The organism is Arthrobacter sp. CAN_A2 (assembly GCF_015752045.1).
GTDB lineage: Bacteria > Actinomycetota > Actinomycetes > Actinomycetales > Micrococcaceae > Arthrobacter_D.
In genome coordinates this window covers 156,311-178,809 of the sequence record NZ_JADOUS010000004.1, presented here as the reverse complement: position 1 = coordinate 178,809, position 22,499 = coordinate 156,311, and the positions used below count along the sequence as shown (strand labels likewise).

Annotated in this window: 19 protein-coding genes and 1 tRNA gene; 3 read left to right on the top strand and 17 right to left on the bottom strand. The window is 69.9% G+C overall.

Translation table 11 applies throughout. The annotated features are described in order from the left end of the window. Positions 1–338: 338 nt before the first annotated feature. On the top strand, positions 339–827 hold the full coding sequence (locus IWX63_RS06750) for a hypothetical protein (RefSeq protein ID WP_199277392.1): 489 nt from the start codon (positions 339–341) through the stop codon (positions 825–827). A gap of 261 nt (positions 828–1,088) precedes the next feature. Here IWX63_RS06750 and IWX63_RS06745 read toward each other — a convergent pair whose 3' ends face one another. From IWX63_RS06745 to IWX63_RS06670, 16 genes are all read right to left on the bottom strand, one after another. After that, positions 1,089–1,409, bottom strand: coding sequence for a GYD domain-containing protein (locus IWX63_RS06745; protein WP_199277391.1), 321 nt, complete (start codon positions 1,407–1,409; stop codon positions 1,089–1,091). A 503-nt stretch (positions 1,410–1,912) separates the two neighbouring features. After that, a tRNA-Ala gene (locus IWX63_RS06740) sits at positions 1,913–1,985 on the bottom strand. A 95-nt stretch (positions 1,986–2,080) separates the two neighbouring features. After that, positions 2,081–2,761, bottom strand: coding sequence for a histidine phosphatase family protein (locus IWX63_RS06735; RefSeq protein ID WP_199277390.1), 681 nt, complete (start codon positions 2,759–2,761; stop codon positions 2,081–2,083). Then, positions 2,758–3,168: a ribosome silencing factor gene (gene rsfS / locus IWX63_RS06730; RefSeq protein WP_199277389.1), complete on the bottom strand. Its 411-nt coding sequence runs from the start codon at positions 3,166–3,168 to the stop codon at positions 2,758–2,760. The genes IWX63_RS06735 and rsfS overlap by 4 nt, the downstream gene beginning before the upstream one ends. A 27-nt stretch (positions 3,169–3,195) precedes the next feature. Beyond that, positions 3,196–4,317: a hypothetical protein gene (locus IWX63_RS06725; protein ID WP_199277388.1), complete on the bottom strand. Its 1,122-nt coding sequence runs from the start codon at positions 4,315–4,317 to the stop codon at positions 3,196–3,198. A 7-nt stretch (positions 4,318–4,324) separates the two neighbouring features. Next, on the bottom strand, positions 4,325–4,987 hold the full coding sequence (nadD, locus tag IWX63_RS06720; protein ID WP_199277520.1) for a nicotinate-nucleotide adenylyltransferase: 663 nt from the start codon (positions 4,985–4,987) through the stop codon (positions 4,325–4,327). A gap of 92 nt (positions 4,988–5,079) precedes the next feature. Then, positions 5,080–5,307: a hypothetical protein gene (locus tag IWX63_RS06715; RefSeq protein WP_199277387.1), complete on the bottom strand. Its 228-nt coding sequence runs from the start codon at positions 5,305–5,307 to the stop codon at positions 5,080–5,082. 105 nt (positions 5,308–5,412) lie between these two features. Beyond that, the gene (locus IWX63_RS06710) at positions 5,413–6,732 is read right to left on the bottom strand and encodes a glutamate-5-semialdehyde dehydrogenase (protein ID WP_199277386.1); all 1,320 of its coding nucleotides are present in this window, start codon (positions 6,730–6,732) and stop codon (positions 5,413–5,415) included. A gap of 48 nt (positions 6,733–6,780) precedes the next feature. Then, a complete protein-coding gene (gene proB, locus IWX63_RS06705; RefSeq protein ID WP_199277385.1) occupies positions 6,781–7,938 on the bottom strand; it encodes a glutamate 5-kinase in 1,158 nt (385 codons plus the stop codon). Positions 7,939–7,944: 6 nt separating this feature from the next. Next, the gene (gene obgE, locus IWX63_RS06700) at positions 7,945–9,528 is read right to left on the bottom strand and encodes a GTPase ObgE (protein WP_199277384.1); all 1,584 of its coding nucleotides are present in this window, start codon (positions 9,526–9,528) and stop codon (positions 7,945–7,947) included. Between the two features lie 114 nt (positions 9,529–9,642). Continuing rightward, entirely contained in the window at positions 9,643–9,903 is a 261-nt protein-coding gene (rpmA, locus tag IWX63_RS06695; RefSeq protein ID WP_028280075.1) for a 50S ribosomal protein L27, read from the bottom strand. Positions 9,904–9,960: 57 nt separating this feature from the next. Continuing rightward, positions 9,961–10,269: a 50S ribosomal protein L21 gene (gene rplU, locus IWX63_RS06690; RefSeq protein ID WP_043444935.1), complete on the bottom strand. Its 309-nt coding sequence runs from the start codon at positions 10,267–10,269 to the stop codon at positions 9,961–9,963. A 645-nt stretch (positions 10,270–10,914) separates the two neighbouring features. Beyond that, positions 10,915–14,403 (bottom strand): Rne/Rng family ribonuclease, encoded by a 3,489-nt coding sequence (locus IWX63_RS06685; protein ID WP_199277383.1) that lies wholly within the window; start codon positions 14,401–14,403, stop codon positions 10,915–10,917. Between the two features lie 411 nt (positions 14,404–14,814). Continuing rightward, positions 14,815–16,788: a 1-deoxy-D-xylulose-5-phosphate synthase gene (gene dxs, locus IWX63_RS06680; RefSeq protein WP_199277382.1), complete on the bottom strand. Its 1,974-nt coding sequence runs from the start codon at positions 16,786–16,788 to the stop codon at positions 14,815–14,817. Positions 16,789–16,912: 124 nt separating this feature from the next. Beyond that, complete coding sequence (locus tag IWX63_RS06675; RefSeq protein WP_199277381.1) at positions 16,913–18,286, bottom strand: class I SAM-dependent RNA methyltransferase; 1,374 nt, start codon at positions 18,284–18,286, stop codon at positions 16,913–16,915. An 11-nt stretch (positions 18,287–18,297) separates the two neighbouring features. After that, a complete protein-coding gene (locus IWX63_RS06670) occupies positions 18,298–20,274 on the bottom strand; it encodes an APC family permease (protein WP_199277380.1) in 1,977 nt (658 codons plus the stop codon). Between the two features lie 102 nt (positions 20,275–20,376). Here IWX63_RS06670 and IWX63_RS06665 point away from each other — a divergent pair, with 102 nt between their 5' ends. Both IWX63_RS06665 and IWX63_RS06660 read left to right on the top strand, forming a co-directional pair. Then, complete coding sequence (locus IWX63_RS06665; RefSeq protein WP_199277379.1) at positions 20,377–21,051, top strand: potassium channel family protein; 675 nt, start codon at positions 20,377–20,379, stop codon at positions 21,049–21,051. Further along, positions 21,048–21,719 (top strand): potassium channel family protein, encoded by a 672-nt coding sequence (locus IWX63_RS06660; RefSeq protein WP_199277378.1) that lies wholly within the window; start codon positions 21,048–21,050, stop codon positions 21,717–21,719. Before IWX63_RS06665 ends, IWX63_RS06660 begins: the two co-directional genes overlap by 4 nt. Here the strand turns inward: IWX63_RS06660 and IWX63_RS06655 are convergent. Then, positions 21,716–22,492, bottom strand: coding sequence for a DUF3159 domain-containing protein (locus tag IWX63_RS06655; protein ID WP_199277377.1), 777 nt, complete (start codon positions 22,490–22,492; stop codon positions 21,716–21,718). The two genes, IWX63_RS06660 and IWX63_RS06655, sit on opposite strands and share 4 nt — an antisense overlap. Between the last annotated feature and the right edge of the window lie 7 nt (positions 22,493–22,499).

Sequence of the window (22,499 nt, the reverse complement as noted above, 5' to 3'; positions counted from 1 at the left end):
GCTCAAGTTCTCGACCATGGACGAAGTGCGGAATAGCATTTTCGCACTGCGCCGGTACGGCCGGTCAGGCGGCATCTTCGAAAGCCGCAGTCAGGGCCTCGGCCCGAATTCCGCATATACAAGTCCGGTTCCGCGTTGCTGCTGCATCGCCTGACACCTTCGAAAAACCGGAACAACATTGTTCTTTGAACGAGACCCGCTGAGCCTTGGATCCTCGACGTCGAAATTCGGGAGCGATCCGTCAGGAGCACGTTGGAAACAGCCTGCGGTTGGCACTTCAGTACAAGGCACCAACCGACTCGTGAAAAAGGCAAGCGTCGAATTGCAAGGAGCCAAGAATGAAGAACAGGATGATTCCTGCGGTTATTATTGCCGCGTTCGTTGCGACTGCCGGCCCACTAGCCACTGCGAATGCAGCGTCCCCGACTGATGCCGGCAGCAGCGGCACGCTGGCCGGCTTTTGCAGCTTCGATGTCGCTTTCACGGTGACCGGAAAGACGAAGACGATCACAAAGTCCCCCACAGAAAGGCTCATCACTTCTCCCGGCCAGAAGGTGACGCTGTCGGCCAATGGTAAGACGGTGAGCTACGTCGTGACCGGCTCACGCCTCGAGAAAGACGTAACAGTCGGTGGCCGAAAAATCACCGAGGTGCAAGTGCGAGGACGCAATATCCTGCTCAACGCGATCGGTGTCACCGAGACTCCCGGATTGATCCTCGTAGTGGGCAATTTCAATTATGCCCTCGATAGCGCCGGCAATGAGGTACGAGGGGTCAATGTGAACGGACCGGGCCAGGTGACAAACGTCTGCCAGGTGCTTTCCTGACAATTCCTCGGTAGTGCCTCTGTTGCTCGGTAATGGAGAGCAGCCTGACGGGTCCATCACCACCGATGGACCCGTCACGCAAGGAGTCAGTGGTCCGCTGCGGCAGGACGCTGCCATACAAAAATCAGCCGCTGCGGGGTTGTGAGTCCTGCACGGTGGTCGAGGAATCTACGTGACCACGAAGCGACCGGTCCCTCGGAACGGTGCTCGGCGGATCCTCGTCGAAACAGAGCCCGAGAGACAGGACGCTGCCCGGATCTGCTACTGGCCGGGTGCCCGATACGACGGCGTCTTGCTTGCTGCTGCGTCGAGATCCTCAGGCGTCATGAGGGGTGTGAGGCGCAGATTCACGGCGCCGCTGGAATTGATCATCAGCGACAACGACGCCGCGCCGGCTTGATCGGGTATGTCGAAGACCCCCAGGACATCCGTCTGGCCGAATGCGTAGTAGAAGCACTCGAGTGATCCGCCCACGGACTCCAGAGCGTTGACGACCGCGTCCCGGCGTTTGGATCCGCCCTCCTGCATCAAACCTCTGATGCCCTCGCCCACATAGTTTCCCTGGAAAAGATACTTGGTCATGTTCGTCCCTCTTCTGCTCAGGCCAGAACAGGAACCCATTCGCACGCCCAGTACATCCGATGAGTGGAGGGTTCTGGAGTTCTCCCCGACGGGGTTGTTCGCCGATTGTAGGCCCCTCGCGTGGGACTGACAACGGGCGGCATCCCCGTCTTTCCAGGCATCGTGCAACCGTTGCGCTCACAGCACGGATCGACGTCGGCGCCAGGGGCGAGACCCGCCAGGGGAAGAGCAGGGCTCCAGGGAACGCTGATTCCTCGGTTCCGCCCGTTGTCCTTCACCCCGGGCAGAGCGTCAGGATGGTGCTGATGGCCTTGTTGCCGAGGTCCACATAGCGGTGCTGCCGTGCATCGCGGCCGAGGTGGCCCTCGTTGATGCCGACAGTCTCCCAGCCGGCCTGACAGTCAAAGCCGGAGCCTTCCCATCCAAATGATGGCCTCGACGCTCACAGGGCAACAAAAAACCGCCGCACCAAGACTTTTGTCTTGGATTCCGGCGGTTCGTTGTGGAGCTAAGGGGATTCGAACCCCTGACCCCCTGCATGCCATGCAGGTGCGCTACCAGCTGCGCCATAGCCCCGAATCTGCATCGCTTCCTCCGGGCGGACCGGCCGAAGCAACTCGATCAGTCTAGTAAATTCTGGCGGCTTCGCCAAATCGGCTCTACCTGCACGCTCAACCCTCCAGTGGCTCCTCGGGCAGGGAACCGAGACCCACGTTGTGCTCGGTCAGCTGCCATGAGAACAGCGCATCGGCCCGGTCCACCACCTCGTGCACCTCGGACCAGTGGCAGTTGGACAGGCCCGCGAGAGCGCCCCAGCGTTCCGGCGGCAACCCCATCAGGGCCGCGAGGGCCGCCCTGATGGATCCTCCGTGGCTGACGACCACGAGCGTCTCGGCAGGGCCGATCCGCTCCACGGACTCCGTCACCGCCGCGAGCATGCGTTCGCCGACCTCGATACGATTCTCGGCACCCCCGGCACGCACCTCGGGATCTCCGCCTCGCCAGGCGGCATTGTCGTCCGGGAACCGGTCGTCGATCTCGGCGAAGGACAAGCCCTGCCACGAACCGGCGTTCGTCTCGCGAAGGCGCTCGTCGTAGGAGACCGGTAGTCCGGTGAGCTCCCCCAGCGTCCGCGCCGTATCAGCCGCACGGCGCAGGTCCGAGGAGATGATCAGCGACGGACCCCGCGTCAGCAGCACCTCGGCCGCCCGCACGGCCTGCTCCACGCCGGTCTCGTCCAGGTCGATGTCCTCCTGGCCCTGGAAGCGGCCGGAGTGGTTCCACTCGGTGCGGCCATGGCGCCAGAAGACGATGCGCCGTGCCGCGGGATGCGCGTGGGGGTACCGCGTCACTCCGGGACGACGTCGGACGCTGCGACCTGCGGTGAACTCTGCAGTGCGTCTTCGAGCTGGAGGTCCACGGACGGGCAGTCCTTCCACAGCCGGTCAAGGGCGTAGAACACGCGGTCCTCCTCGTGCTGCACGTGGACGATGACCTGCGCGTAGTCGAGGAGGACCCAGCGGCCCTCGCTGCGGCCTTCACGACGCACGGGCTTCAGGCCCTGCTTGGACAGCTCCTCCTCGATGCCGTCGACGATCGCATTGACCTGCCGCTCACTCGGCGCGGACGCGATCACGAAGATATCCGTGATCGCGAGCCTGTCACTGACGTCGATGGCGACGATGTCCTGGGCGATCTTGTCCACTGCGGCATGCGCCGCCGTGCGGGCTATGGCAATGGACTGTTCGGTAGCGCTCACTGATCTCCTTGTGTGTGGCCAGCAATTTCACCCATTGAGGGAGCTGACTGTCATTATTATCCCGGTCATGAGCGCGGTCGCGCCCACAACGAGCAATGAGTACTGCAGATACCGCACGCGCCGGAGTCTCCCGAGCCCTGCGGTCATCGCGTCGAGGGGGTCCAGGCCGAACGCATCCCGCGCCCCGATGGGCTCGGTGATCGTGCTGGGAGCGGAGCCGTCGGCACGGCCGCTCCCCTGCACCTGGAGCGGCGGGACGCTCTCGGGCTGCCGGGGACGCGACAGGACGATCGGGATGTGCGACGTCGTCGGCGCCCGCAGGACGGACTGCGTGCTGCCGGGCACCCGCACGAACTCGGGCGGGGTGACGATCGACAGGTTATGGGCCTCGGCCGGGTCGATGGGCGGTGGCGTGCGCTGCCGGTCCTGCTCGGACAGCTCCTGCATTCCGCGTGCACGGGCGTTGAGGATCGCTGCGCGGTCCGCCAGCGCCTTCTGCTGCGCCAGCACCCCGAGGTCGACGCCGAAGGGGTCAGCCGCTCCGGCAGCCTGCGGCCCGGCAAGGAGCTCGCCCGCATCCCTGGCGATCGCTTGCCGGGCGGCAAGGGCCTCCTCGACGCTCATGTCCCCGCTACGCACGGCGTCCGACGACGGCGGAGCGGCTTCGGACGCGGCGGGCTCCGATGCACCGGGCTCCGGCGCGGCCTGGGCCCCGTGCTGCCGACGACGGCGGTCCCTGCGTCCGCCGGGCAACGGCGTCCTGCCGACGTCCGCCGGCTGGTCGGCCGCCGGCACGGGCGCCACCGCCCGTCCGTCGACCTGCTGCAGCCGCAGCTGACGCCGCGTGGGGGTCTCCACCCGCACCACGCCGTCATTCGCTGCCTGGGACGGCGCCTGGGGCTGGGACTGGGTCTGCTCGCTGAGGGCGCTCGGCGCATCACGCTCTGCCACCGGCAGGGCGTCGACGTGCACCTCGGCGGCCCGTCGGCTGCGCCGGAGAGCAGGACTGTCAGCGTCCGCGCGCGCCTCGGCGTCGTTCCCGCTGACGTCTGTGGAACTGTTCCTGACTGCCATGTCCGGCCCCCCTGACGTGGCACGGTCCGCGGTGTGAGACCCGGTGACCCGTGCGTCGTCGTCTGCCTTGCTCATTGCTGCATCATCCAGTTGGTTGTTGTACGGAGTTCGGGCTGTCCCGGTGCTTTCGTTCCGTCGGTGGAGCCTGCTCGTCCCCCTGCTCCGACGCCGGTCCTGCCCCCGGCAGTCCCACGCGTCGATACAGGCGGTGCTTGGCGATGTACTGCACCACGCCGTCGGGCACCAGGTACCAGACCGGCTTCCCGTCGCCGACGCGGTGCCTGCAGTCCGTGCTCGAGATCGCCATCGCGGGCACCTCCAGCAGGCTGACGTCGCGGCCCCGCCCGTCCAGCTCGTGCCCGGGACGCGTCACCCCGATGAAGTGTGCAAGGGACCAGAGCTCCTCCGCGTTCTTCCAGGTGAGGATCTGGCCCATGGCATCGGCACCGGTGATGAAGAACAGCTGCGCATCCGGCCGCTCCGCCTTCAGGTCGCGCAGGGTGTCGATCGTGAACGTGGGACCGGGGCGCTCGATGTCCACGCGGCTCACCGTGAAGCTCGGATTCGACGCCGTCGCGATGACCGTCATCAGGTAGCGGTGTTCCGCGGCCGCCACGTCCTTGTCCGCCTTCTGCCAGGGCTGGCCCGTGGGGACGAAGACCACCTCGTCCAGGTCGAACACGGAGGCGACCTCGCTGGCTGCGACCAGGTGCCCGTGGTGGATGGGGTCGAACGTTCCGCCCATCACGCCCAGGCGCCAGGGCGATCCGTCATGGTGCCGCTGCCCGGAGCCGCCCATGACGTCCCGCTCGGTCGTGTCTGCTGCCACCTGGACCGCTAGTGCCGGTTCGCTTCGCCGTGATCGTGCTTGTTGGTGTGCTGCTTGTGCGGGTCGATGTGCTCCTCGACGGCCTCGTGGCGGTTCCGCACGTTGGAGAAGGACACGGTGACCAGCATCAGGGTGAGCAGGATCCCCATGACGATCAGCCCGTATGCGATGGCAGGCATCGGCAGTTCGGTGTGGGTTTCGGAGGCCAGCAGCATGCTGCCGAGGGAGTAGAGCATCGTCATTCCTCTGTCGGTTCAGGGTTCGCCGGTCCGCTGCGGACCGGCGCGGTCATCAGGTCTTATGGTACGCGCAAAGGGAGGCCGCCCCCACGCCCGGGGGCGTCAGCGCCGGACGTGCCCGGCGCCCTGCACGATCCACTTGGTGGTCGTGAGCTCCGCCAGTCCCATCGGACCGCGGGCGTGCATCTTCTGGGTGGAGATGCCCACCTCGGCGCCGAGGCCCAGCTCACCGCCGTCCACGAACCGCGTGGAGGCGTTGACCAGGACGGCGGCGGAGTCCACGCCCGCCACGAACGCCTCGGAGGAGGCGAGGTTGTTCGTGATGATCGCCTCGCTGTGGCCGGTGCTCCACCGGCGGATGTGCCGCAGCGCCTCGTCGACGTTGTCCACGGTCTTCACCGCGAGGTCGAGCTGCATGTACTCGCGCCCCCAGTCGTCGTCGGTCGCCGTCGGCGCGGCCGTCCCGGCCGGCAGGAAGCCCCGTGACCGCTCGTCCACGTGCAGCGTGACGCCGGCGCGAACGAGCGCGGCGAGGACCGCGGGAGCGGCGGTCGAACGGGCGTGGATGAGGAGGGTCTCGACCGTGTTGCAGACGCTGGGTCGCTGCGTCTTGGCGTTGAGCAGGATCTCCACCGCCATCTTCTGATCGGCGCTCTCGTCGAGCAGGATGTGCACGTTCCCCTCCCCCGTCTCGATCACGGGGACGCGCGCCGACGTCACGACGGACTGGATCAGCTCCCGCCCGCCGCGCGGGATCAGGACGTCCACCCGTCCACGGGCCTTCATCAGGACCTGGGCGCCGTCCCTGCCGAACTCGTCGATGGTGAGGACGGCGTCATCGGGCAACCCGTGGTCCTCGAGGGTGTCGCGGATGATCCCGACGAGCGCCGCGTTGGTCGCTGCTGCCGCACTGCCGCCGCGCAGGATCACGGCGTTGCCGCTCTTCAGCGCCAGGCCGGCGATGTCGACGGTCACGTTGGGGCGAGCCTCGTAGATCGCGGCGACGACGCCGAGGGGGACGCGGACCTGACTCATCCGGAGGCCGTTCGGAAGGGTCTCCGCGCGGACGACGGTGCCCACGGGATCCGGCAGGGCGGCGAGCTGGGCCAGCGCGTCGGCGAGTCTCCCGACGCGCTCGGCGTCGAGGCTCAGGCGGTCCAGGAGGTACGCGGAGGTCCCGGCGGCACGGCCGCGGTCGACGTCGATCCGGTTCGCGGCAAGCACGATGTCGCACCGGCGGACCAGGGCATCGGCGATCGCCAGGAGGACGCGGTCCTTGCGGGCGCGGGTGGCGCGGGCGAGGACGCGGGAGGCTTCACGGGCGCGGTCGGCGATGGCGTGGACGGCCTCGGTGAGCTCGTCCGGGGACAGTGCCGTGGCGTCGTCGTTGCGGTCGGTGGGCTCGGCCTGCAGGTCGGTCATCGCCTCAGTCTAGCGAGGAGCCGCCCCGGGCGTCGGGGGCCTGACCCTTCATGACGCGGGGGCCGCCTGGAGCACCACGAGATCGTTCACGTGGACCACCGAGCGCTCGTACTCGGCGCCGAGTTCCTCCGCGAGATCATGCGTCGACCGGCCGAGCATCCGGGGGAGCTCGGCCGAGCTGTAGTTCACGAGGCCGCGGGCCACCACCGTGCCGTCGCCGCTGACGAGCTGGACCGGGTCTCCGGCCTCGAACACGCCGTCCACGTCCACGACGCCCGCGGCCAGAAGGGACCGCCGTCGCTCCCCCACTGCGCGCACCGCGCCGTCGTCGAGCACCAGTGTGCCCAGGACCCGGGCGAGGTGGGCCAGCCAGAGCAGCCTGATGGGCTGACGCTTGCCCGTGGCGGTGAACCAGGTGCCGACGTCGTCGCCGCGCAGCGCGGCAGCGGCGTTCGCGGTGGATGTGACCAGCGCGGGGATGCCCGACGCCGCGGCGATCGTCGCGGCCTCGACCTTGGTGACCATGCCACCGGTGCCGACGCCGGCCCTGCTGACCCGCCCGATGGTAACGCCCTCGAGGTCGGCGGGCGATCCGACGAGAGGGATGCGGCTGGCCCCGGCACCCGGCGGGCCGTCGTAGAGGGCATCGACGTCGGACAGCAGGACGAGCGCCTCCGCCTTGACGAGGTGCGCGACGAGCGCCGCGAGGCGGTCGTTGTCCCCGAACCGGATCTCGTGGCTCGCGACGGTGTCGTTCTCGTTCACGATGGGCACGACGCCGAAGTTCAGCAGCCGCTCCATCGCGCGGTGCGCGTTGGCGTAGTGGGAGCGCCGGATGAGGTCGTCGGCCGTCAGCAGGATCTGGCTCACCGTGACGCCGTGCGCCGCGAAGGCCTGCGAGTACTGGGCCATCAGCAGGCCCTGCCCCACACTCGCCGCGGCCTGCTGCGCGGACAGCTGGGACGGACGCCGCGCCAGCCCCAGGGGCGCGAGTCCTGCGGCGATCGCACCGGAGGACACGAGGATGATCTCGGTCCCGGCCGTGCGCCGCTCCGCGAGGACGTCGGCCAGCCGGACGAGGGCCTCACCGGAGATGCCGCCGGACACCGAGGTCAGGGACGACGAGCCGACCTTGACGACGATCCGGCCCGCCGCGGCGAGCCCCGCGCGGGACGCGAGGGGGTGCCGGGAGTGGTCCGCAGTCAAGGGGGCCTAGTCCTCGGACTCGGTGTCTGCGCCCTTCTGGGCGGAGGCAGCCTGCTTGCGGTTCTGCACGGACTCGGTCCAGACGCCGGCCTTGCGGTCGGCCTCGAGGTCGGCGCGGGCCGCGGCCTTGGCCTCCTTGCGCTCCTGGTACTCCTCGCGCTTCTGCTCGCGCGTGGGCCGCACGTACTCGGCCAGGCGCAGGTCGGAGCCGCGGGGGCCGGCGAGCAGTTCGGCGCCGCCCATCATGGTCGGCTCCCAGTCGAAGACGACGCCGTCGCCCTCGCCGATCACCACGGTCTCGCCGGGCTTGGCGCCGGCCTTGAACAGCTGCTCCTCCACGCCGAGCTTGGCCAGGCGGTCCGCGAGGTAGCCGACGGCCTCGTCGTTCGTGAAGTCGGTCTGCTTGACCCAGCGCTCGGGCTTCTCGCCGAGGACGCGGAAGAGCGGCAGGGCGTCCTTCTCCTCGTGGCGGATCTTGAACGAGGCGGCATTGACGCCGCGGGGGCGGAGCACGGGGGGCTCGATCCTCGGCGGAGCGGTCGCCACGGCCTGGCGTGCGTTCTCGACGATCTCCGCCATCGCGAAGCCGAGCTGGCGCAGGCCCTCGTGGCTGGACGCGGACACCTCGAAGACGCGGTAGCCGCGTGCCTCGAGTTCGGGCCGGACGAAGCCGGCCATGTCCTTGCCGTCGGGCACGTCCACCTTGTTGAGCGCGACCAGGCGGGGGCGCTCGTTGAGGGGGACGACGTCGCCTTCGGGTCCGGCGAAGCTCATGTCGACGGCGTACTTGTCCAGTTCACGTTCGATGATCGCGAGGTCGTTGAGGGGATCGCGGTCCGTCTCGAGTGCCGCGCAGTCGAGCACGTGCACGAGGGCGGCACAGCGCTCCACGTGGCGGAGGAAGTGGTGGCCGAGGCCCTTGCCCTCGCTGGCACCCTCGATGAGGCCGGGGACGTCGGCGATGGTGAAGCGCGTGGAGCCCGCTTCGACGACGCCGAGGTTCGGGACCAGGGTGGTGAAGGGGTAGTCCGCGATCTTCGGACGGGCGGCCGACATGGCGGCGATGAGGCTGGACTTCCCGGCGGAGGGGAAGCCGACGAGGGCGATGTCCGCGATGGACTTCAGCTCGAGGACGACGTCGCGCTCGTCGCCCGGGATGCCGAGCAGCGCGAAGCCGGGTGCCTTGCGCTTCTGGGAGGACAGGGCGGCGTTGCCGAGTCCGCCCTGTCCGCCGGCGGCCGCGACGAATTCGGTGCCCTCGCCGACGAGGTCGGCGAGTACTTCGCCGTCCTTCGTCTTGACGACGGTGCCGTCCGGGACGGACAGGATGAGGGTCTCGCCGCTCTTGCCGCCGCGCCAGTCGCCCATGCCGTTGCCGCCGTTGGTGGCGTGCCGGTGGGGTGCGTGGTGGAAGTCGAGGAGCGTCGTGGTCTGGTGGTCCACGCGGAGGATCACGTCGCCGCCGTCGCCGCCGTTGCCGCCGTCGGGCCCGCCGAGGGGCTTGAACTTCTCGCGGTGGACGGAAACGCAGCCGTGGCCACCGGTGCCGCCGGATACGTGCAGGACTACGCGGTCAACGAAGCTCGCCACGTTGATCTCCTTCTACAAATGCTTCACTGTGCCGAGTCTGATCGGCTTAAAAGAAGGTGGGGCGAGCCGTAGAGGCTCACCCCACCCGAAATGCCTGGTGTACCGTGCGCAGAATTACTCTGCTGCGGCGCCCACGATGTTGACGACCTTGCGTCCGCGGCGCGTGCCGAACTCCACGGCACCTGCCTCGAGTGCGAAGAGGGTGTCGTCGCCGCCGCGGCCGACGTTGGCGCCCGGGTGGAAGTGGGTGCCGCGCTGGCGGACGATGATCTCGCCTGCCTTGACGACCTGGCCACCGAAGCGCTTCACGCCGAGGTACTGCGCGTTCGAGTCGCGGCCGTTGCGAGTGGAGCTTGCGCCCTTTTTATGTGCCATGGGTTATGCCTGCCTTCGCTGAGGTGTTCTACGTGACCGATCGGTAGCCCGACGGGACTACGCGATGCCTGTGATTTTGACGCGGGTCAGTTCCGAACGGTGACCCTGGCGCTTCTTGTAGCCGGTCTTGTTCTTGAACTTCTGGATGACAATCTTCGGTCCACGAAGATTCTCGACGATCTCGGCAGTGACGGAGACCTTTGCGAGGTCCTCCGCTGCGGAGGTGATCTTGGCGCCGTCTACCAGAAGGAGGGCGGGGAGCTTGAACGTGCTTCCTGCCTGACCGGTGACGCGGTCAAGGGTAACGAGGTCTCCTACAGAAACCTTTTCTTGGCGGCCGCCTGCGCGGACAATCGCGTACACCACTTGGGAACTCACTTCTCTCGACAATCTTGACTTCTGATGAAAAAACTAGGGTGCGCCTCGGCAGCAATCCTGAGGTTGCTCTCCGCGCCTGCCCCGCTCCATGTGTCCATGACACCGGACCCTGGGGCTGCTGGTGTCTTCAGGGTCTTCTGCACGAGTCAGAACCCCTGACGGATATCCACGGACATGCCGGTTAACAGGCGGATGCACCGAGGCTCAAGATTACGGCAGGACCGCCCGTTCCCGCAAATCAGCGGCGTCTCCCGACGCGCGACCCGGACCGTGGACGCGGGCGATGCCGGGCGCCGCGCCGTCGGGCGTCCTCCCGCACACTCCTGCGGACCCCCAGGCGGACACGCGTGCGCCCGCGCGGACGGGCGACCATGCACCCGCCTGGCGTCCGGCAGCACCACGGGAGGACACCCGCGACGAGCCGCAGAACGCGGCGCATTCGGGCGACGCCGCCGGGTGGTCGCCGTGGACCCGGGTGGCGGGACCCCACGGAGCCCCGAGGCGTGGACGAGGCGTACGGGGACGTGGTCCGTGCCGACGTCCAGCAGGGCACCCGTGAGGGAGCACAGGAGGGCCGGAGCCCTTCCGGACTCCGGCCCTCCTGACGGAACGGTTGTGCCGTTCCGCTGACGCCTACAGCTCGGAGGCAGGCACCCCGACGCCGAAGATCAGCGGCTCGGCGGCGGATGCCTCCGGCTTCCGCACCGGCGCCGCAGCCTTCGCCACATGCCGGGTACCGGCCGGCTCGACGGCGGGTTCCGCTCCCTGCGTCTCGATCGCCGTGTCCGCTGCCCCCTGTGCGCTGCGGGCCACACGACGGCGCGGACGCGAGGGGCGGGTGGAGTCGCCCGACGCCGGCCCGGAGACCGCCGCGCGGGAGGTCGTCGCCTCTTCGGTGCGCGACGTCGCCGCCAGCACCTGGTCGAGCTGCCCGACGCCGTCGGCCGATGACGCCGCAGGCTTCCGGTTGAAGGCCTCGCTCAGGCTGTCGAGGGTCAGGCGCGTCGCCGGAGCCTCGGCATCCTCCTGGACTTGCGGACGGCGGCTGTCCGCGCGGGGCAGGGTGACCGTCTCACCGTTGATGGTCAGGACGGCTTCCGTCACCTGGACGTCCGCCTCGGAGACGTGCTCGTCGGACGGCTCCTCGTGGGCGTGGTGGGTCGCCGCGGCGATGCTCGCCAGGGCCGCGCGGGCGGCCTCGGCCTTCGCGGCACGGTCAGGACTCTCGGCGACGGGCACCGGAGCCTGGGCCTGGCCCTCGTCCTGCTGGCTCCCGCGGCCACGGTTGCGCTTGCGCTCGCTCCGGGACGGCCTCTCCTGGCGCGGCTGCTGCTGGCTCTCCCCGGTCGTGGAGTGGCGGTGTTCCACGGGCTCCATGTAGGTGACCACACCGCGTCCTGCACAGTGCTCGCAGTCCTCTCCGAAGACCTCGAGCAGGCCGGTGCCCATGCGCTTGCGCGTCATCTGGACGAGTCCCAGCGAGGTGACCTCGGCGACCTGGTGCTTGGTCCGGTCCCGTCCGAGGCATTCCACGAGGCGCCGCAGCACGAGGTCGCGGTTCGCCTCGAGCACCATGTCGATGAAGTCGATGACGATGATGCCGCCGATGTCACGCAGGCGCAGCTGGCGCACCACCTCTTCGGCGGCCTCCAGGTTGTTCTTGGTGACGGTCTCCTCGAGGTTGCCGCCGCTGCCCGTGAACTTCCCGGTGTTGACGTCGACGACGGTCATGGCCTCGGTGCGGTCGATCACGAGGGATCCGCCGGAGGGCAGGAAGACCTTGCGCTCCAGGGCCTTCGAGATCTGCTCGTCGATACGGGACGCCGCGAAGATGTCCTCCTCGCTGTTCCACTTCTCCAGCCTGCCCACGAGGTCCGGTGCCACGTACATGACGTAGGCCTCGATGGTGTCCCACGCGTCCTCGCCCGAGACGACGAGCTTGGAGAAGTCCTCGTTGAAGACGTCGCGGACCACCTTGATGGTCAGGTCGGGCTCGCCGTACAGCAGTTCCGGAGCGAGGGTCTTGGTCGAGCCGGCCTTGCGCTCGATCTCCTCCCACTGGGCACGGAGGCGGTTGATGTCGTGGGTCAGCTCTTCCTCGCTGGCCCCTTCGGCCGCGGTGCGGACGATCACGCCGGCGTTCTCGGGGAGGCGGTCCTTGAGGATGCGCTTGAGGCGGTTCCGCTCGACGTCGGGCAGCTTGCGGGAGATGCCCGTCATCGATCCGCCCGGGACGTACACGAGGTAGCGGCCGGGCAGGGAGATCTGGCTCGTCAGCCGGGCACCCTTGTGCCCCACCGGGTCCTTCGTGACCTGCACGAGGACGGGGTCCCCCGACTTCAGGGCGAGTTCGATCCGGCGCGGCTGGCCGTCGAGGCCCGCCGCGTCCCAGTTGACCTCACCGGCGTAGAGCACGGCGTTGCGTCCTCGTCCGATGTCGACGAAGGCGGCCTCCATGCTCGGCAGCACGTTCTGGACCTTGCCGACGTACACATTGCCGATCAGCGAGTCCTGCTGCGTCCTGGAGACGAAGTGCTCGGCGAGCATGCCGTCCTCGAGCACGCCGATCTGGATCCTGTCGTCGGACTGGCGCACGATCATCTGCCGGTCGACGGACTCGCGACGGGCCAGGAACTCGGCCTCGGTGATGACGGTGCGGCGGCGGCCGGTGTCGCGCGATTCGCGGCGGCGCTGCTTCTTCGCCTCGAGGCGCGTCGATCCGCGCACGCTGGTCACGCGGTCGGAGACGGGCTCGCTGGCCTGCCGCGGAGCCCGGACACGGGTGACGGTGTTGGGCGGATCGTCGTCCTCTCCGCCGGTGAGTTCGAGGTCCTGGTCACCACGACGGCGGCGACGGCGACGGCGGGACGTCACGCTGGCGCCCTCCTCGGGTCCGTTCCCGTCCGCCCGGTCGTCCTGGCTCTCCGCAGCGGCGTCCTCGGTGCCGGCCTCGGACTGGCCCGAGTCTCCCCGGCTGCGGCCCCTGCTGCGACGGCTGCGGCGCGAGCGGCGGCCGGATTCGTCGGACTCGTCCTCCCCCGCCTCCTCCTCGCGCGGCGGGGCGACCTTCACGGACGGTACGGAGACCGTGGTGAGGTCCGGTGCATGGAACAGGAGGGACAGCGGCGACTCGGGGATGGCGAACGGATCGAGGCGGCCGCCGTCGGCGGTCTCTCCGGCCTGTGCGGCTTCCTGGACCTCGTCGACGCCCGCGGTGTCCTGCGTGGCGGGGGCTGCGGCGGTGCGGCTCGTAGCGGACGGCTCCGGTGCTGCGGGGGCCGAGGCCTGCCCGTCCACCTGCTCATCTGCCTGCTCGTCTGCCTGCACGGGCTCCGAGGCCCGTCGGCTGCGGGTCCGGGCGGAGCTGCGGCGAGCCCGGCTCGGCCTCTCCTCCGCTACGGCGTCGGGGGCCGGCGCCGCGGCGACGACTTCTGCCTCGGCCGGTTCGACGGCGCTCTCGATGGGGCTGGCGGGTCCGGCTGCGGCGCTGGCCGCACGACGCCGCGTGCGGGGTGCCCGTGCAGGCACAGCCGCCGTGTCGGCGGGGTCGCCGGTGACCGCTACGGGTGATCCGGCAGTCGGGGTATCCGCTGTTGGGGTGCTTCCGGTGCCGGCCGGTTCGACGGCGGCCTGCCCTTCAGCAGGCACTGCGGCGGTCTCTGCCGCCGGCTCGACGGGAGCGGGTGCTGCACTGGCAGGCCCGGCCTCGGCGGAGGCCGCCCGGCGGCGGGTGCGGGGTACCCGCGCCGGGGCGGCCGGGGCGGTCTCGGACCCGACCGGCGTCGCGTCCGCGGCGTTCCCGGGAGCCTCGGTGACGGTCTCGCTCGAAGGAGTCTCCTCGGCCGCAACGACAGGTTTGCGGGCGCGCGAGGCCCTCTTGCGGACCGGCGGGGCGGTCTCCGCGGGAAGCTCGTCAGGGATCTCTGTGACAGTCCCGGTGGCGGGCGCCGTAGCGGATGCTGAATCGGGTGTTGCCTGCGGCGCCGAGGGTGGTGCCCCGGCCGGTGAACTCGCCGTGCGGCGCTTCCTCGGCGTCCTCGCCGGTGCGGCCTCGGGTGCCTGCACGGTGGCGGATGCCTCCGTGGCGGTCTGGTCGTTCCCCTGCTGTTCTGACTGATCCATGAGGTGCTCGCTCCAAGCCCCTGCGGCACCGGCCACATTCCAGCGCCCTCGGGGGCGGTATGTCGGCCGGCCGCGGGCCTTTCGCCCGGCGGCAGACCGGAAGTCGATGTCATGTCGTCCGAGGTCGCACCGTCATGGGGGTGCTGAATCACTCGACGACCAGTGGCGCTTTTCCAACTCAGCCGCCGTGGTGGACGGTGGGTCCCGCCGGCGGATTCCGCCTACTTCCGCCGACGGGGCGGACTCGGTAGGACGGGAGCATCGCTTGCGGAACGGAAGCCTGTCACTGGACCGGCGGAGGAATGTGGTTCCCTCGCCAGCCTTGGTCATTGTCTCACACCACCCCTCGAGAGGGGCGTCCCGCGCGCCGTGCGCGCACTCGGGACGCCCCCGGGGAGGCCGTCCGGCAGGTCAGCGCCGAGGGAACTGATCCGTGGCCGGGGCGTGGTCGCCGGCGAGCGGCCGGGCCACGGGAACCTTCGTGCCGAGGACCTGCGCGACGACGTCGTGCGTGATCTTCTGCGCGGTCAGTCCCACGCGCTCGAGGACCTGGCTGCGCGAACCGTGGTCCAGGAACTCGACCGGGAGGCCCACCTCGTTGAGCGCGGTGTCCACACCCGCCGAGCGCATCTCCTGGCGGATCCTGGACCCCACGCCGCCGGCGCGGACGCCGTCCTCGATGACGATCACGATCCGGTGCTCGGCTGCCAGGTCGATCACCGAGCGGCGGACCGGCAGGAGCCACCGGGGATCGATGACCGTGGAGCTGATGCCCTGCGCGCCGAGCCTGTTCGACACGTCGAGCGCCAGTTCGCTCATGGCGCCGACACTGACGATCAGGACGTCGTTGGTGCGGGAGCCGGCAGGCCTGCGGGACAGGACGTCGACGCCGTCGTCGAGGCGCTCGACGGCCTCCACCTCGGCACCCACGGAGCCCTTGGAGTAGCGCACCACGCTGGGGGCGTCGGAGATGGAGACGGCCTCGCGCAGTTCCTCGCGGAGCCGGGACGCGTCCCGGGGAGCGGCGAGGTGCAGGCCGGGGATGGCCTGCAGCAGGGCGAGATCCCACATCCCGTGGTGGCTCGCGCCGTCGGGCCCCGTGACGCCGGACCGGTCGAGGACCACCGTGACCCCCGCCTTGTGCAGGGCGACGTCCATGAGGAGCTGGTCGAAGGCCCGGTTGAGGAAGGTGGCGTAGAGGGCGATCACCGGATGGAGCCCGCCGAACGCCATGCCGGCCGCACTGGTGACGGCGTGCTGCTCGGCGATGCCGACGTCGAACACACGGTCGGGGTGCCGGGCCGCGAAGCGGTGCAGTCCCACGGGGATCAGCATGGCCCCGGTGATACCGACGATGTCGGGGCGCTCGTCGGCGATGTCGGCGATCTCGTTCGCGAAGACCGCGGTCCAGGACTGCTTCCCGGCGCCGTCGACGGGTTCGCCGGTCTCGGGGTCGATGATCCCGACGGCGTGGAACTGGTCGGCCTCGTGGGCGCGGGCGGGGGCGTAGCCGTGGCCCTTCTCCGTGATCGCGTGGACGATCACCGGCCCCTCGTAGTTCTTGGCGAGGTGCAGGGCCTGTTCGACGGCGGACTGGTCGTGGCCGTCCACGGGGCCCACGTACTTCATGCCGAGGTCCTCGAAGAGGCCCTGGGGCGCCCACCAGTCCTTGATGCCCTTCTTCATGGCGTGCAGGCTCTTGTAGCTGAACTCCCCCACCGGTCCGCCGTTCTGCATGCGGTTCTTGACCCGGTCCAGCGTGCGTTCGTAGATGCGATGGGTCCGCACCGAGTCGAGGGTGGGCCGGAGCGAGGCGAGGTAATCGGCGACACCGCCGATGGTCGGGGCGTAGGAGCGGCCGTTGTCGTTGACCACGATCACGACGCGGCGGCGCTTGTCCGCGGCGATGTTGTTGATCGCCTCCCACGCCATGCCGCCGGTGAGGGCGCCGTCGCCCACGAGGACCACGGTGTAGCGGTCGCCTTCGCCGCTGAGGACGCGGGCCCGCGAGATGCCGTCGGCCCAGGAGAGCGAGGACGACGCGTGCGAGCTCTCGACGATGTCGTGGACCGACTCCGCCCGGGACGGGTAGCCGGACAGTCCGCCCTCCTGCCGGAGCGTGCTGAAGTCCTGGCGTCCGGTCACGAGCTTGTGCACGTAGGACTGGTGGCCGGTGTCGAAGATGATGCTGTCGCGCGGCGAGTCGAAGACACGGTGGATGCCGAGGGTGAGTTCGACGACTCCGAGATTCGGGCCGAGGTGGCCGCCGGTGCGCGAGACGTTGCTCACCAGGAAGGTGCGGATCTCCTGCGCGAGTGCCGTCAGTTGCGCGTCGCTGAGCTTGCTCAGGTCCTGTGGGCCGTGGATCGTCTCCAAGAGTCCCATCCGCGCCTCCTTGATTCGTTCGGCGGGGCGGCGAGGCCGCCCCGGGTGGTCCTTAACTCTAACGTTCGGGGTCCGGCGAGGGTGCCATTGACAGGCGTCCTCGCAGCGGCCGGGCGTACCCGCCTCAGGCGGGAGGGGGCAGGAGGCGCGCGAAGGACTCCATGTGGTGCGTGTGCGGGTAGAGGTCGAAGACCCGCAGGGCGTCGAGAGACCACCCGGCGGCGAGGAAGTAGCCGAGGTCGCGGGCGAAGGACGCCGGGTCGCAGGAGACGTAGCCGACGACCCTCGGGCGGGCCTCGACGATCTGCCGGACGACCTTTTTTCCGGCTCCGGCGCGGGGCGGGTCGAGCAGGATGCCGTCGAGGGGTTCCGTCCGGCGCCCGAGCACGGCGTCCACCCGGTCCTGGACGATCGCGACGTGGTCCTGGCCGTGCAGGTTGCGTTTCGCGTCGCGGCTCGTGCCCGGCGATCCCTCGACGGACAGCACCGAGCCCTCCGGTCCGACGGCGCGGGCGAGCGGCACGGTGAACAGTCCGGCACCGGCATAGAGGTCGGCGAGGCGTTCGCCCGCGGCCGGCTGGATCCCGTCGAGGACCGCGGCGACCAGGACCTCGGGTGCACTCCGGTGGATCTGCCAGAAGCCTGCACCGGTGACGCGGTAGTCGATGCCCAGCACGCTCTCCTGGAGCCAGGTGCGGCCCGCCAGGCGCTGCACCTGCCCGGACTCGAGGTCGAGGACGCCCACGGAGGCGCCGCTGATCGAGGACGCGACGGCCGCGACGCGTCGTGGGGAGGTCCGGGCGGCGGGCACGAGCAGCACGAGCGGCTCGCCCCCGCCGGACGGCACGGCGACGTCGACCCGCTCGATGCCGGTCAGGTCCAGCGTCCACAGGCGCAGGTCGTTGACGGCCGCGACCGCGAGCGGCATCTCCCGGACCGGGAGGACGTCGTGCGAGCGGTGCAGGTGCATGGCGAGCCGCCCGGCGCGGTCGACGGCGAAGGCCGCGCGGGTGCGCCAGCCGAGACCGTCCGCGGCCTCCCCCGGCGCCGCTTCCACGGTCACCGGGCGGTCGACCGACGCCAGCCGGGACAGCTGCTCCCCGAAGACCTCACCCTTGAGCCGGCGCTGCTCGTCGAGGGCGATATGCCCGAACTCGGCCCCGCCGACGGCCGAGCGTCCCCGGTCCGCGGCCTTCAGGGCGTCGGCGAGGGGCCAGGGGTGACGGACCCGGGAGGGCGAGGCCTCGAGCACCTCGACGACGTCGGCGCGCCAGAAGCTCGCGCCGTCGTCCGTCTCGGTGAACCGGACACGGACGCGCTCTCCCGGCAGGGCGTGCCGGACGAAGACGACGCGGCCCTCGTGCCGGGCCACGAAGTGGCCGCCGTGTGCGGCCTTCCCGACGGTCAGGTCGGCGGTGCCGGACCGGGCGGGCGCCGGCGCGGGATCGGGCCCGCCTCCCGGCGTCGAGGGATCGGGGGCTCGGACGGCGTCGCTCATGGGGCTTCTTCCTACTTCAGGTCCTGGTAGATCTGGGCCGCGTCGGAGGACGCGAGCTGCCACGGCACGCTGGCGACCATGACCCCGGGCACGAAGTGCAGGCGCGCCTTGATGCGCAGGGCGGTCTGGTTGTGCACCAGCTGCTCCCACCACTTTCCCACCACGTACTCGGGGATGTAGACCACGATCAGGTCCCGGGGCGAGTCCCGGCGGATCGATCGGATGTAGTCGAGGATCGGGGTGATGGTGTCGCGATAGGGCGAGGCGAGCACGGTGATCGGCACGGGGATCTCGTGCTTGTCCCAGTCGGCGAGGGTACGGCGGGTCTGCTCGGCGTCGACGTCGACCGTGATGGCGTCGAGCCGGGAGGGGCGGGAGGCACGCGCGAAGGCCAGGGCCCGCAGCACCGGCTTCCGCACGTGGGAGACGAGGATCACGGCGTGGACCCGTGAGGGCAGGGCGCGCAGGCGGACGGCGTCGTCGATCGCGAGCTCAGCGGCCACGGCGTCATAGTGCTTCTTGATGCTGCGCATGACGACGAACAGGACGGCCATGGCGAGTACCGCGATCCACGCACCGTATTCGAACTTGGTGACGAGGACGACCACGAGGACCGCCGCCGTGAGGCCGAAACCGAGCGAGTTGATGGCACGGGACTTGTGGATGGTCCACCGGTTCTGCTTGCCCACGGTGCTGCGGAGCACCCTGTTCCAGTGCCGGATGAGTCCGAGCTGGCCGGCCGTGAAGGAGACGAACACGCCGACGATGTACAGCTGGACCAGGGCGGTGACGTCCGCGCGGAAGACGACGATGAGGATGACGGCGCCGAGCCCGAGCAGGAGGATGCCGTTGCTGAAGGTCAAACGGTCTCCCCTGGTCCGCAGCTGGCGCGGCAGGTAGCCGTCCGTGGCGAGGATGGAGGCCAGGACGGGGAAGGCGTTGAAGGCCGCATGGCCCGCGAGCATCAGCATGAGCGCCGTCGCGGCGACGACCAGGTAGAAGACCGGCGAGCCGGCGTCGAAGACGGTGCGGGCGAGCTGGCTGACCACGGGGGCCTGGATGTAGTCCTCGGGCACCGGCCGGCCGTCGAGCAGCAGCTGCGCCGCGGGGTCCTGCACCACGTGCACGCGCGCGGCATTGGCGAGGTAGATGACGCCCGCGAGCATCGCGGAGGACACGAGACCGAGGATCAGGAGCGTCGTGGCGGCGTTGCGTGAGCGCGGCTTCTGGAAGCCCGGCACGTTGGAGCCGGGGCCCTCGAGCCCGGTCAGGGCGGCTGCGCCCGCCGAGAACGCCCGGAGGATCAGGAGGCCGCCCGCGAGGCCCACCAGGCCGGCGTCGAGCGCGGCATCGGGGACGATCTCGAAGCGCGCGCTCGGCGCGTCGGCCAGGGTCCCGGTGGATGCCTGGATCACGCCCGTGACGCACAGGGCGAGGATCCCGGCCAGGAAGGAGTACGTGACGACGGCGCGGGCGCGGACGCCCCGCGTGATGCCGCGCAGGTTCAGCAGCACGAGCACCGCGACGCCGACGACGGCGAGGGTCACCCGCACGTCCTCCAGCGCCGGGGCGAGCGAGACGACGTACTGTGCCGCCGCGGAGACGGACACCGCGACGGTGAGCAGGTAGTCGATCATGAGCGCCGAGGCCACGGTGGTGCCCGCCCGGGGTCCGAGGTTCCGCTTCGCGATCTCGTAGTCGCCGCCGCCGGAGGGATAGGCGTGGACCGCCTGGCGGTAGGAGGCGACGACGACGAGCAGGACGGCGATCACGGCGAGGCCCACCCACGGCGAGATGGCCACCGAGGCGACCCCGGCGAGGGCCAGCGTCAGGAGGATCTCGTCCGGCGCGTAGGCGACGGACGACAGCGCGCTGGCGGAGAACGCGGGCAGGGCGAGGCGCTTCGGCAGGCTCCTGTTCCTCAGCCTGTCGCTGGCGAAGGGCTTGCCCACCAGCACCCGCTTGACGGCCTCGAGAAAAGTCAGCACAGCCTGAACACTAGCGCGTCCGGGCGTCCGGGCAGCCACTAGGCTTGGTGCTGGTACGGCAGGGAACGGCAGGATCTACACCAAGAATCAGGGGTGCCCTCGGTGGCTCATTTTGTGATCATGGGTTGTGGCAGGGTGGGCGTCAGCCTCGCCCACACGCTCGACGAATCGGGGCACTCGGTGGCGATCATCGACCAGGACGACCGCGCCTTCCGTCGCCTCCGCTCGTCCTTCGGCGGCCGCAAGGTCACCGGCGTCGGCTTCGACCGGGAGACCCTGAAGTACGCCGAGATCCAGGACGCCTACGCCTTCGCCGCCGTGTCCAGCGGCGACAATTCGAACATCCTCGCGACGCGCGTGGCGCGCGAGACGTTCCACGTCCCGCACGTGGTGGCGCGCATCTACGACCCGGGACGCGCGGAGATCTACCAGCGCCTCGGCATCCCCACGGTCGCCGCCGTGCGCTGGAGCGCCGACCAGGTGCTCCGCCGGATCCTGCCCGAACAGACCATCAACGGTGATTTCCGGGAGACCTCCGGACGCCTGATCCTCGCCGAACTCGCGCTGAGCGATGCGTGGCTCGGCCGGTCGCTGAGGAACATCGAGGCCGCGAGCGGTGTGCGCATCGCCTACCTCACGCGCTTCGGCGAGGGGATCCTGCCCACCGGTGAGACGAGTTACCAGCAGGGTGACATCCTGCACGCCATGATGAAGACGACCGCGACGGGCGAGATCGGACGCATCCTCGCCGCCGCACCGAAAGAGGAGAACCAATGAGGGTCGTCATCGCCGGAGCAGGGAGCGTCGGCTCGTCGATCGCGCGGGAGCTGCTCGGCAACAAGCACGAGATCCTGCTCATCGACGAGAAGCCCGAGGCGATCGGCCGCAGCGGCCTCAAAGGGGCCAAATGGCTGATCGGGGACGCCTGCGAGCTCACGACGCTCAAGGACGCACGGCTCGACGAGGCCGACGTCGTGGTGTCCGCGACCGGCGACGACAAGGTGAACCTCGTGGTGTCGCTGCTCGCGAAGAGCGAGTTCGGCGTGGGGCGCACGGTCGGCCGGGTGAACAACCCGAAGAACGACTGGATGTTCGACGACTCCTGGGGGGTGGACGTCGCCGTCAACACGCCCCGACTCATGACGGCCCTCGTGGAGGAGGCGGTGGAGGTCGGCGACCTGGTGCGACTGCTGACGCTGCAGACCGGGGTGTCCTCGATCGTGGAGTTCACCGTCCCCCAGGACTCCCCCCTCGTCGGCGAGACGATCGGCTCCCTCCGCCTCCCGGAGGACTGCGCTGCGGTCGCCATCCTGCGCGACGACTCCCCCATCACGCCCAGCCCGGACGATCTGGTCGAGGGTGGCGACGAGCTGTTCTTCCTCGCGGCCATCGCGGCCGAGGACGAGCTCCGGGTGGCACTCTCCGCCCGGACCGAGGACGACTAGCTGTTTTGGGCCTCCGCTGACGGCCCGCCGGCTGAGGCCGGGCGGGGGCGCGAGACGATCCACGCGAACCAGAGGCCCAGCGCGTACAGCGGCAGGCCCATGGCCACGCGCGTCGACCCGAGGGCCGCGACGTTCCCGGCCAGGTAGAGCGGCACCTGGACGGCCAGGCGCAGCGCCAGGACCGCGACGATGATCCAGGTCGCGGTCGCATAGGCGCGGACCCGGACGGGGTCCTTGCGCCACTCGATGCCCTCGTTGCGGATGAAGCCGAAGAGCAGCCCGGCGAAGGGCCACCGGAACACCACCGACGCGGCCATCGCGATGATGTAGCCGCCGTTGATGAAGAAGCCCGGGAGGAAGAAGTCCTCCGCGTTGCCGGTGCGCTGGGCCACGATGGCGCAGAACGCGACGCCGATGAGCCCCGCGAGGGCCTGCGTCAGCGGTGTCCGCGTGACGAGCCGGAGGACGGTGAAGACGGCGGAGACCGCCAGGGCTGCGACGAGCGAGACCGTGAGGTCCCGGGTGAGGGTGAACAGGATCGTGAAGACCAGCCCGGGCGCGATGCTCTCGGCGAGCCCCTGGATTCCGCCGATCGAGGACAGCACGTCGATCTGGCCGTCGTCGGTGCGCTTCACCCCGGATTTCGCGGCGTACTGCCTGGCGAAGTCCGCCGCCGTCGGCCCGGCCTGCGGGCCGGGCCCGTCGTCGTCCGGGCGGGCGCCGTCGTCCCCGGGGCGTCGGGGGGCGTCGGGGTCATCGATCGGGTGGCTCATGTCGGGT